This window comes from Microvirga sp. GN3, assembly GCF_055792825.1.
In genome coordinates this window covers 1-10,599 of sequence record NZ_JBVVAK010000220.1, presented here as the reverse complement: position 1 = coordinate 10,599, position 10,599 = coordinate 1, and the positions used below count along the sequence as shown (strand labels likewise).

The window sequence follows — 10,599 nt, the reverse complement described above, 5'->3', positions numbered from 1 at the left end:
CAGCCGGAGCCCGATACACTTCACCTCTCGCCAGCAGGGCCCACACAATGCGCGCCATCTTATTGGCGAGCGCCACCCGCACCAGCATGGGCGGTTTCCGCGCGACCATGCGGGCGATCCACGACCCGGCAGGAGCGCCATGGCGGGCGACCTGGAGCAAGACGCTGTTCGCCCCGATGATCAGCAAGCGGCGCAAGGTTCGCTCGCCCATTCTTGAGGTCGCTCCGAGCTTCGGCTTGCCGCCGGTCGAGTGCTGGCGTGAGCCCGACCCAGGCGGCAAAGTCCCGTCCGCACTTGAAGACCTCAGCGGGTAGGGCAAGGGCCGCCAGGGCCACTGCGGTCACTGGGCCCACCCCGGGAATGGTCATCAGCCGGCGCGCTGCCTCGTTCTCCTTGGCCCGCTGGGCGATCTCATGATCCAGACGGGCGATCTGCTCGTCCAGCAGCAACCTTTGAGATAAGGTCGATTCCACCCGCTCTGGTCCAGCGCATCTCGCGTCCGACGGCCGAGCGGACCACCGCTGGGAGCTGCAAGGCAGGCGGTATTCGCGCCCACAAGGTCTTGGTCACCTGCCGTCCCTTGCGCGTCCGTCGCGGCGCTTGGCCTGTGACAACCCGCTGCGACCAGCGAAAGCCGATCTCATTGAAGTACAGATCGGCCAAGTGCGGGCTGATGTGGTGAAACACGCCCGAGACGGTGCGGCGCACCCGGTCATTGAAGTCCTCAGCCGAGTTGGCGTGAACCGAACCGCGGGCATACTCGCGAGCCGGCATCGTCAACTTAACGGGTTCACTTGCCTTTTTGGGCATTTCGGCCGGGAGCCGGCACCGTACTTTCAATGGGTTAGGGCTGGACGGGATGGCCTAAAAGAGCACCTATTGGCTTAAGTTGACGGTGCCATCACAACCTCGCGAGATGCCAGATGTCGCGGCGGTTCGGGGCCTTGCGCTTGAGGCGGCGGGCATAGTCCGATCGAAACTTCAGAACCCAGCGACGGACAGTCTCGTAGGAGACGATGATTCCGCGCTCGAGGAGCATCTCCTCAATCAACCGAAGGCTCAGCGGGAACCTGAAATAGAGCCACACGGTATGGGCGATAATCTCGGGAGGGAAGCGGTGACGTTTGTAGCTGACGGGTTTAAGCATGCCGGCTCATCTACACCGCTCGACCTCATCCCTGAGTTAACGTGACGGTGCCGCGCCGCCCCCTTGCAGGGCCAGTGAGACCGACTTCTCGGCTTTCGGTCCGGCGAGGCCGCGCGGGGCACCGATCGGTTTTTTGGCTCGGCCCGTCATTCTGCCGTCCAGCCGCCATCCATCGACAGGTTTGCACCCGAGATCTGGCTGGCTGCATCGGAGCACAGAAACACCGCGAGCGCCGCCACCTGATCGACGGTCACGAATTGCTTGGTGGGCTGCGCTTCCAGAAGCACGTCATTGATCACCTGCTCCTTGGTCAGCCCGCGCGCCTTCATGGTGTCGGGAATCTGCTTCTCGACGAGAGGCGTCCAGACATAGCCGGGGCTGATGCAATTGACCGTGATGCCGTCGGCCGCAACCTCGAGCGCCACCGTCTTGGTGAGGCCTGCGATACCGTGCTTGGCCGCCACATAGGCCGACTTGAACGGCGAGGCCACGAGCGAGTGGGCCGAGGCCGTGTTGATGATGCGGCCCCATTTGCGCGCCTTCATGCCCGGCACCGCAGCGCGGATGGCATGGAAGGCAGACGACAGGTTGATGGCGATGATCTGGTCCCATTTCTTGACCGGAAAATTCTCCACCGGCGAGACGAACTGGATGCCCGCATTGTTGACGAGGATATCGACGCTGCCAAATGTCCGCTCGGCGAGGTGGATCATTTCCTCGATCTCATGCGGCTTCGACATGTCGGCCGGCGAATAGATCGCCTTGACGCCGAATTCGCTCTCAATGCCAGCACGGGTCTTCTCGATCTCGCCCGCATCGCCGAAGCCGTTGATGACCACATTGGCCCCTTCCTTGGCGAGAGCCCTGGCGATGGCGAGGCCGATACCGCTGGTCGAGCCTGTCACGACGGCAGATTTCGAATGAAGCGTCATTGAAGCCTCCATGTCGCCGCACGGGTATGCGCATTAGACTTGCAAGATGGTGTATCGCACGGACCTGATCACTCTGGGAGATCTGACAGGATTGGGGTTGCCTATCGTGGACGCAGGCGTCCCATATCCGGAGGCGAGCTTCAATGACAGGTCCGGATCGCCGTTCCTCAATTGCTCTCCGGCACAGGCACGTCGAAGCCGTTCAGGGTCACTGAGACCAGGCAGTAGAGCCCGACCAGATGGATCAATTCCGCGGCACCATCCTGGCCAAAGGTCGCCACTGCCTGACGATAGACCAGCTCGGGAAGGACGCTGCCCGACACAAGTGCCGAAGCAACGTCATACGCGACCGTCTCTTCCCGAGTGAGATCTATCGGGCGCTGCCCAGCCACGATTGTCGCGATCTTTTCGTCTGCTAGTCCACGCGCCTCCGCAACAAGAACGTGGGCGTAAAGCTCGTAAGCTGAGTGAAAGTGCGCCCCGGTGACGAGGATGACGACCTCCCGAACCGGTCGTGGCAATGCCGGCGAGGCGGAGAGGGCCTTGACCAGCTCCCAGATTGGGCCGCCGAACTTCGGAAAATGCAGCCACGGGTTCCATGGGCCGATCAGCCCGCCATAACTGTCGATCGCCTGAAAGCCCTTGAAGTTGCTCTCAGTGCCAGTTCGCATGTCGTCATAGAGTTTCTGTTGTTGGGGGCTGAGATCGGGAGACGAGAGTAGAGCGAGACGCATGGCAGGTTCCTCAAGCTTCGGGTTGTCAGGAGGTAGCCCAATGGTGTCCTATTTCTTTCAAAGCAGCTGCTGTCGTTCAGGCCGTCGCTCCAGGGGAGGTCCATGGCCGCGTGGCAGGTCGATGAGACATCAAGCGTCGGCATGCTCCTTACGTTCCGGTTGCACGCTGTCGCAGGCACGACAGGCAAAATGCACTGTGGCGCCTCGGGCCCTGCGAAATCTTCTCGCCACGTCAATGATACGAGCGTGGTTCGGGGTCACCATGGCCATAGAGATTGCCGCTACAGGTGCACGGCTGCACTGCGCCTGATCAGGACCTGTTGCAAACTTGCTTTCCACTTACCTGTCGCAACTATGCGGTGCAGGCGCGTGGCTGGGAATCAAGCACTTATTGATCCGGCTTGGGCGATCTTGAACTACGCGGCATAGCGGAATGGCTGATGCCCGAAGTAGCTTCGGATCCGCTCGGGCAGGTTTGTCAGCCGGCGCATGTGGCTGATCACGGTACGCTTGACTTCGTGTTTGCTGCGGGCAGGTGGCTTGCGGGTTACAGCCTGCTTCAGGTCGGCGTTCAGACCCTCGTCCGGGTTCAGCTCCGGACTGTAGGAGGGCAGGTGGAAAACCTCGATCTGCTCCTGACGCGCGGCCACCCAGCCCCGCACGGCCTGGGCCCGATGGACCGGCAGGTTGTCCCAGATCAGAAACACCTTGCCGTTGGCATCCTGGATCAGCCGCCCGAGAAAGCGGATCAGGCTCGGGGCCTTGACGGCGCCATCGAGCACCATCCAGCGCAACTCGCCCTTGTTGGTCACAGCCGAGATCAGGCCCAGTCCCGCGCGCCTATGACAGGGGCGCACCACCGGCGTCCGGCCGCGTGGGGCAAAGCTGCGACCGCGCACATCGTCCGAGCGCAGGCCGGTCTCATCTCCCCAGAAGATCGTGCCCTTCTCCTCTCTGGCTTGCGCCACGATGGCCGGGTAGTCCTGCCGCAGCCAGTGCCGCACCGCCTTCGGCGATTGCTCGTAGGCGCGTCGGAGCGGTGTCTCGGCCGTGAAGCCCCAGCGCGCCAGATCGGTGCCGATGGTGCGCACCGCCAGCCGGACCCCACAGGATCGCTCGATGAGCTCCCGCACCGCTGCCCGGCTCCACAGAGCGAAGGGCAGGCCCAGTTCGTCGGGCGTGTGCCGGCTGATCAGAGCGCGGATCTGGACGTCCTGCTCGGCCGGGAGAAACCGTCCTGTGCCAGGGGCCGGGCCGCGTGGTCCGCTGGCCAATCCGGCCAGGCCCTGCTCGGCGAAGCGGCGGCAGATATCGAACACGCCAGTGCGGGTCAGGCCCACCTGTGCCGCGATGGCATCATAAGTCAGACCGCTCTCGCGCAGGCCCACCACCTGCCGCCGACGCTCCTCTTGCGCGACTGCCGGCAGCTTGCGCATGTCCACATGATCTATCCCGCCAAACTGGATCGACCGGCCGTGGATTTCACGAGCACCCAAGCCGTCCAAACGAGTATGGCGCGGCGCCATAACCGAATCTGAAGTGGCTATACTTCCTATTTGTAACAGGTCCGGCTCTGTTAGCCCGCTTCCTGGAACAAATAGAACCCGTTGAGGGGGATCACGAGCTTCGCAGCGGCTTCGTCAAATCCGGTTAGCACCTGCGACGCTTCGGTATTGATCCCTCCCATGAAGTCCCAGATTGTCGCGCTGAGGAAGCCGGGGGTCGGGGAGTCTTCTGGCACCACACAGCAGAGTGCACTACAGCCCTTGCGCCGGAACAAGTTGTAGATACCCATTGCTTTCCCCTGCTCCCCTGCCAATGAACTGATTTAGCGCTGGCTTACGAGCGCCGTAGACCTCGTGCATCCCCCATTTGCGGATGCAACCGCAAGCCGCAAACCTTGCTGCCGTCACCCTCACAACCTAGACCAGACAAGCACGCCGATCCCCTGTCAGATCTCGCAGGCAGACGCGCGACCTGGAATGGACTATCTGGATTGATGCCACTTTGTCGTAGGTGCCGACATCCGCAGGTGCGCCGACGGAGCGAGCGGGCGCGAGCCCCCATCGGGAGAGTTTGTCCTTTGATGAACGGGTGTCGTATGTTCCGCATAGCTGGCCCTTTGGATGCACCGCTGAGGCTTGCCCTCCCTTACTTTCGATCTAAGGAACGATGGAGCGCCCGTGCGCTCCTGGGCGGTGTCGTGGCGCTGCAACTCGGCCAGGTGGCGCTCACTGTGGCACTGAATAAATGGAACAACACCTTCTACAACGCTCTTCAGGATAAAGATTGGAGCGTGTTCGCACACCAACTCATGATCTTCGCCGGCCTGGCGAGTGCCGCGATCGTGTCTCAGGTCTATCAGCTCTACTTGTCCCAGTGGCTGCAGATTCGGTGGCGGCGATGGATGAGCGAACGTTACCTGCGCGCGTGGCTCTCCGAGGGCACGCACTACTGCATTCACGGGCAGGGCCATCGCGCCGATAACCCTGACCAACGCATCGCAGACGATGTTCAGCTCTTCATCAGCCAGACGTTGTCAATCGGTGTCGATTTCCTGGGCTCGCTCGTTACGCTGATCTCGTTCGGCATCATTCTGTGGGGACTTTCGGCATCCATACCCCTGTCTCTGTTCGGGACAAGTGTCGTCATTCCAGGCTATCTGGTCTGGGGCGCATTCCTCTATGCGGCCGTCGGCACCCTGATCTCGCATGTGATCGGCCGACCGCTTGTCCGGCTCAACTTCGACCAGCAGCGCTACGAAGCCAATTTCCGGTTTTCCCTCGTGCGGCTGCGGGAGAACACGGAGGAGGTTGCATTGCTGGGCGGGGAGACGGCCGAGACGGAGCGGCTCAGCGCAAGGCTTGGCTCGATTGTGCGGAACTAGTTCCAGATCATGGCCCGCCAGAAGCGCCTGGTCTTCTTCACGGCAGGATATACGCAAGCCGCTGTCGTCTTTCCGTTCGTCGTGGTGAGTCCCCTCTATTTCTCCGGGGCTCTGCAGCTCGGTGGGCTCATGCAGACGGCCTCCGCGTTTGGCCAGGTACAATCGTCCTTTTCCTTCCTGGTCATGGCGTATACGACCCTGGCGGAATGGAGAGCGGTGATCGAGCGGCTCATCGGCTTTGAGGCCGCGATCGCGGCGGCGCAAGCCGAGGCCCCGGCGCAGGGTGGCGTCAAGCGGCGGGACGGGGAGGGGCCCGCGCTCTCGGTGGATGACTTGGTCATCACCCTTCCCGACGGGACCGCAGTCGGCGAGGTTCCACCGATTCAGCTGCACCCCGGCGAGCGGCTCCTGATCACCGCGCCATCCGGGCCCGGAAAGTCGAGCTTCATCCGCATGCTGGCGCACCGGCACGGGTGTGATCACGGTGCCTGCGGGCACGCGCCTGCTCGTCCTGCCGCAGCGGACCTACCTGCCGCTCGGGACCCTGTGCGGCGTCCTCGCTTATCCCTCATCCGAGAGCAGCTTTTCCAAACCCGAGATTGCTGCCACCCTGACGGATTGCGGCCTCGGCCGGCTCGCGGAATGCCTGGACCAGGTGGCTGACTGGTCGAGGCAGCTCTCCGGTGGCGAGCAACAGCGCGTTGGGTTCGCTCGCGCGCTGCTGCATCGCCCGGATTGGCTCATCCTCGACGAGGCAACCTCGGCCCTCGATGAGGCCGCCGAGGCGAGCCTTTACGCATTGCTGACCCGCAGGCTACCAGGGACCGGTGTGATTTCGATGGGGCATCGATCAAGCCTGATCCGCCTGCACGATCGCGTGACCAGTTTCGCCGGCGGGATGAGGGATAAGGTGCAGCACTCGACGGCACTCAGCGGCCCTCGGCAGATCGTGGCAGACGGCCACACGCAGCCGGACGAGAGAAGGATGGCGCAATGCCCAGATTCACAGCGTCGAGATGTCGTTCGGTCCGCCACCGCAGTCTGAATTCAGCGAAACAGATCAGTTCAATCTAGTCGGATGCCTTTGTTCGCCAACATGCGCTGCGGATCGGGAATCGTAGACACCAGTGTATGGTCCATAAGATGATCTCCACCGTGAACCCCTCACACTTGAACAGGTCCTCATTATTCTGCTTCATCACCAGCCCCTTTCAACATCCTTGTGTCATAACTCAGGTGGGGCAAGCCTCAAAGTCGCAACAGATCCGGCTCATGTCTGGACAAGCCACGTCGACCTGCTGCAGTGTAGACACTCGTAGTGCCTTCTCGACACAGAGCTCAGAAGAGCCGCGTCTGCGGGTCAGCTGCAACGCCAGATCACCTTGTAATCAGGCCCTGGGCGACGGCCTTGGCAATCGCCTGGGTGCGGTTGGTGACGTCAAGCCGCTTCATGGCCTGATCGCAGTGGAAGTTGACCGTGCGCTCGCGGATCCCCAGGATGATCGCGATCTCGGACGAGGTCTTGCCGCGCCCGACCCAGGTCAGAACCTCCCGTTCTCGGCCGGTCAGGTGGATCTCCGGCTGCGGCCCAAAGCGCTCGAGCCGGCGCCGCAGCCGGTTCTCAATCACGGCGCCGAGCATTTCGAAGTCGACCGGCTTGGTCAGGTAGTCGTCCGCGCCGAGCCGCCGCCCGACCAGTTCGCTGTCCCGATCACCAAATGCCGTCAGGAACACGAATGGGATCTCGGCAAAGGCCGGCCCGGCCGCCGCCACCTTCTCCAGGAGCTCAAAGCCGCCCATGCGCGGCATGCGCACATCGCAGATGACCAGATCAGGCCGGGCCGAAAGGATAGCAGCCAAACCCTGCTCACCATCGGGCGCGTGCTCAACCGTGTAGCCGAGTTCGCTCAGGGCCTCCACCAGAAGGCTCGCTGTCTCCTCGTCGTCCTCGACGCACAAAATCCTGTTCAAACTCGCCCTCCAATAACGATGGGTCTGCACTCTCGACAAGCAAGCACACCGTCATTCGGGTGCCCCGGCCGACTTCACTGTCGATCCGAAGGCTGCCACCATGCTGGCGAACGATCTGGTCGACAAGATGTAGTCCCACTCCCGTCCCAGGGAGCGAGCCGACATTGCTGCCGCGATAGAACCGCTCACGAACCCGATCGATCTCGTCCGGTGGTATGCCGAGGCCACGGTCCTCAACCGTGACCTCGACGGAGCCGCCCTGAGCTCTCGCCGTCAGCGTGACGATACCTCCTTCCGGCGAATATTTGAAGGCGTTCGAAATCAAGTTGCTAAGGGCATAATGGAGGAGCTCCGGATCGCCACTAACCTCTTTTGGGAGTTCGCCGATCCGCTCCTCAAGTACGCCATCGACACCCACTTCGCGGTAGTAGCGCGCGAGATCACGTAGCATCGTAGAGAGATCAAAACGGCGTGTCCGATCCTGGGCCGGGGCGTATTTCACCTCCATTGCACCGGTCAGGCTCACGACAAGGCTGGTCATCCGGAACACTGCCGCCCTGATCCTGTGCGCGCGGTCGGCAACCTGGTCCGGGGTGACCCGCTCCTTGGTCGCAATCAGGCGCTGCGCATTGCCATCGATCGCGGTCAGCGGCGTGCGGAACTCGTGCGACATAGTCGTTATAAAGTTCCGTTGCTCGATCGCGAGCGCTCGCTCCTTCTCGAGTGAGCCCGCCAAAACATCGGCTTGCATCGCAAGGCTCTTGCGCGATTCCAGAAGCTCAATCGTGTTTCGCCGGAAGACAACAAGAGCGCGCGCCACATCCCCGATCTCGTCTCGCCGGCTTTCATAGGGAATGGAGAAATTCGTATCATGGGAGGCGAGGCGCCGCATGCGCCTGGCAAGCTCGAGAAGCGGGCGCGAGACGGAGCTCCACAGGTAGATGGTCAAGGTCGCGAATAAGAAGAGCATCGAAAGGATCAGGTCCGATACGAAGCGTTGCGCTCGTGCGATCGTCTCGGCAGCGGTCTTGCGGGCTGCGTCCGCCTTGGTCTCGGTGAGACCAATCAAGTCGCGGAGCCCTTCGGTGGCACGCTGAAAGCTGGAGCGCCCACTCCCCTCGAACAAGGCAGTCGCGTCGGCTATTTGTCCACTTTGAGCAAGCGATACGATCGCTTGCGCATGCTGGCCATGCTCCGCCCAGTCCTTCAGAAAGCCATCAAAAGCCTGTGTTTCGTCCATGTCGTGCGGGATTGAGCGATAGCGGTCGGTGTCTTGTGCAACTTCATTGAGAGTTCGTTGCAGGTCGTCTGAACTGGTCCAGTTTCCCGATGCATCCCGGCTGAGCAGGACGTGGGCCTCGTCCGCCCGAACAGCGGCGATGTGATGATTCAACGCCCCGAGAAGCCGGACTGAGTCGAGCCAGCGATTTTGAACCTCGCCCGAGACTGCATCCACATGGGCAAGGCGATCAAGGCTCAGGATCCGCACCGTGACAACCGCGAGCACAAAAATTGCAGCCATAAGCGCAAGCTTGACCGGCAGAGAGTTTCGTAACGACAAGAAAAGACGTGACCGTCGCATGATCCACTCCGTTGGGGCCATTGCATCACGCTTTGGCTCCATGAGGCTACCCTAGCCCGACGAGCCGGAGCCGAACCCCTGTCAAATCTCACAGACTGACGCCACGAGGCACCGTCATTTGTGGATCTTGGAAGGCTCATGCTGTTGAACCCGATCATGTGGTGTTGGCTCGCGTCAGCGGACGAGTTCGCTTGTGTGGAGAGATTCAGCGCGAGTCGGTCGGTGGCACAGTCGATGACAATCCACGAGCCTTTCGGACTTGGCTGGACCCGCGGTATCGAGCAAAGAATGCAGTGGGCAGGCTTGTAGAATTCATTGATGGAGTGCCACAAAGGGGTTGTCGGCCTCAGCCCTGGTCTGGAAGGCGGCGCGCTAATTCGGCTTAAGGTTTTGACGAAGGTCTCGACGCCGCATTGTCGAAGCAAATCTGGTGGAAGGTTGGCTCGCCGTCGAGGATGCACATCATGCGCCAGGCAAGCAAGCTCTCGTACGCACTAATGATCATGGCTGCGCGTCTGTCAGGATCGCTTCCGCCGGGTGACAGTGTAGTAGACGAGCAGCCCCAACGACGTCAGACCGGTCAGTGGATAGCTATCGATCAAACACAGGCCAATGAGGGCCATTCCTAGTGCCACCACGAGCATGTGCAGCATCGGCGATCTCCACGTGTATGGGGCAGTGCAAGCAATATTCGATCTCGTCGTGGCGCATGGATCGAGCACCCGAGCTCACTATGTGGCGCGAGGTAACAGTGTGATGGCTTAGAATCTTGATGAGATACCCGTCCATTTTAAGATGGATCCCATCTATCGCAGCCCACTCTCAGGCGGCCGGCTTGGTTGCAGCTGCTTTGTACCTTGCGGCCCTCGCTAAATCGAGAGGCCGATCCATCGAGAACAGCCTCCCTGATTGCCGAGACCGCTTGGCCCTCCTGTGGAGCTTGGTCCTCCTGTGGAAGAGAGCGTGACGCAGCAATCATAGACGGCAGGCGTCTCAACATGGCTTCTGGCTCCCTGTCGATTGTCTTGACCTGAAGAACAGGCTACCTCGAGGAAAACGCATGAGCCCATTCTCCATCGGTCCAATCGGGTCCTCTGTTAGTCTGAGAGACCTATACCAAGGTTTGGTGGACTGCCTTGTACCATGAACTTGCTAACCCTGGACTGTTACAGGCTGTCTTGGGAACCGACCGGAAATCAGCCGCTGGACCTGTGATCTCGGCCTAAGTGTTTAATCCCGGACTTTGATGGTGCAATCTTTTCGCATGAGTGGAAGGAAGCACTATGGGGCAGGTTCTACACGGCAGCGCCACGACGACAGAGGCAATCCGTCGAGCAATACAGAAT

The 10,599-nt window shown here is 61.2% G+C and carries 7 protein-coding genes and 4 pseudogenes; 2 read left to right on the top strand and 9 right to left on the bottom strand.

Translation table 11 applies throughout. From position 1 onward, the window contains the following. The 7 genes and pseudogenes from ACS5Q1_RS43750 to ACS5Q1_RS43720 all read right to left on the bottom strand — a co-directional run. Window positions 1-443: pseudogene (locus ACS5Q1_RS43750) on the bottom strand (transposase); the annotation flags it as partial. Next, a pseudogene (locus ACS5Q1_RS43745) lies at window positions 412-768 on the bottom strand (transposase); the annotation flags it as partial. The pseudogenes ACS5Q1_RS43750 and ACS5Q1_RS43745, both read right to left, overlap by 32 nt. Window positions 769-913: 145 nt before the next feature. Further along, window positions 914-1,147 (bottom strand): annotated as a pseudogene (locus ACS5Q1_RS43740) (IS6 family transposase); the annotation flags it as partial. Window positions 1,148-1,293: 146 nt separating this feature from the next. Further along, window positions 1,294-2,079: a 3-hydroxybutyrate dehydrogenase gene (locus ACS5Q1_RS43735; protein WP_473104094.1), complete on the bottom strand. Its 786-nt coding sequence runs from the start codon at window positions 2,077-2,079 to the stop codon at window positions 1,294-1,296. A gap of 167 nt (window positions 2,080-2,246) precedes the next feature. Then, complete coding sequence (locus tag ACS5Q1_RS43730; protein WP_473104093.1) at window positions 2,247-2,813, bottom strand: carboxymuconolactone decarboxylase family protein; 567 nt, start codon at window positions 2,811-2,813, stop codon at window positions 2,247-2,249. A gap of 416 nt (window positions 2,814-3,229) precedes the next feature. After that, window positions 3,230-4,264 (bottom strand): IS630 family transposase, encoded by a 1,035-nt coding sequence (locus ACS5Q1_RS43725; protein WP_473104095.1) that lies wholly within the window; start codon window positions 4,262-4,264, stop codon window positions 3,230-3,232. A gap of 125 nt (window positions 4,265-4,389) precedes the next feature. Beyond that, window positions 4,390-4,608: a hypothetical protein gene (locus tag ACS5Q1_RS43720; protein WP_473104092.1), complete on the bottom strand. Its 219-nt coding sequence runs from the start codon at window positions 4,606-4,608 to the stop codon at window positions 4,390-4,392. A 204-nt stretch (window positions 4,609-4,812) separates the two neighbouring features. Here ACS5Q1_RS43720 and ACS5Q1_RS43715 point away from each other — a divergent pair. Both ACS5Q1_RS43715 and ACS5Q1_RS43710 read left to right on the top strand, forming a co-directional pair. Beyond that, a pseudogene (locus tag ACS5Q1_RS43715) lies at window positions 4,813-6,363 on the top strand (ABC transporter ATP-binding protein/permease). Then, window positions 6,356-6,745 carry an ATP-binding cassette domain-containing protein gene (locus ACS5Q1_RS43710; RefSeq protein ID WP_473104091.1) on the top strand — a complete coding sequence of 130 codons (390 nt, stop codon included), beginning with the start codon at window positions 6,356-6,358 and terminating at the stop codon, window positions 6,743-6,745. The pseudogene ACS5Q1_RS43715 and the gene ACS5Q1_RS43710 overlap by 8 nt, the downstream one beginning before the upstream one ends. A 332-nt stretch (window positions 6,746-7,077) precedes the next feature. Here the strand turns inward: ACS5Q1_RS43710 and ACS5Q1_RS43705 are convergent, their stop codons facing one another. Beyond that, window positions 7,078-7,671 carry a response regulator gene (locus tag ACS5Q1_RS43705; protein WP_473104090.1) on the bottom strand — a complete coding sequence of 198 codons (594 nt, stop codon included), beginning with the start codon at window positions 7,669-7,671 and terminating at the stop codon, window positions 7,078-7,080. Next, window positions 7,586-9,253 carry a sensor histidine kinase gene (locus tag ACS5Q1_RS43700; protein ID WP_473104089.1) on the bottom strand — a complete coding sequence of 556 codons (1,668 nt, stop codon included), beginning with the start codon at window positions 9,251-9,253 and terminating at the stop codon, window positions 7,586-7,588. Before ACS5Q1_RS43700 ends, ACS5Q1_RS43705 begins: the two co-directional genes overlap by 86 nt. Window positions 9,254-10,599 lie beyond the last annotated feature (1,346 nt).

Coding starts and splice junctions, on each gene's coding strand:
- ACS5Q1_RS43735 (WP_473104094.1), bottom strand. CDS start 2,079: ATGACGCTTCATTCGAAATCTGCCGTCGTGACAGGCTCGACCAGCGGT.
- ACS5Q1_RS43730 (WP_473104093.1), bottom strand. CDS start 2,813: ATGCGTCTCGCTCTACTCTCGTCTCCCGATCTCAGCCCCCAACAACAG.
- ACS5Q1_RS43720 (WP_473104092.1), bottom strand. CDS start 4,608: ATGGGTATCTACAACTTGTTCCGGCGCAAGGGCTGTAGTGCACTCTGC.
- ACS5Q1_RS43700 (WP_473104089.1), bottom strand. CDS start 9,253: ATGCGACGGTCACGTCTTTTCTTGTCGTTACGAAACTCTCTGCCGGTC.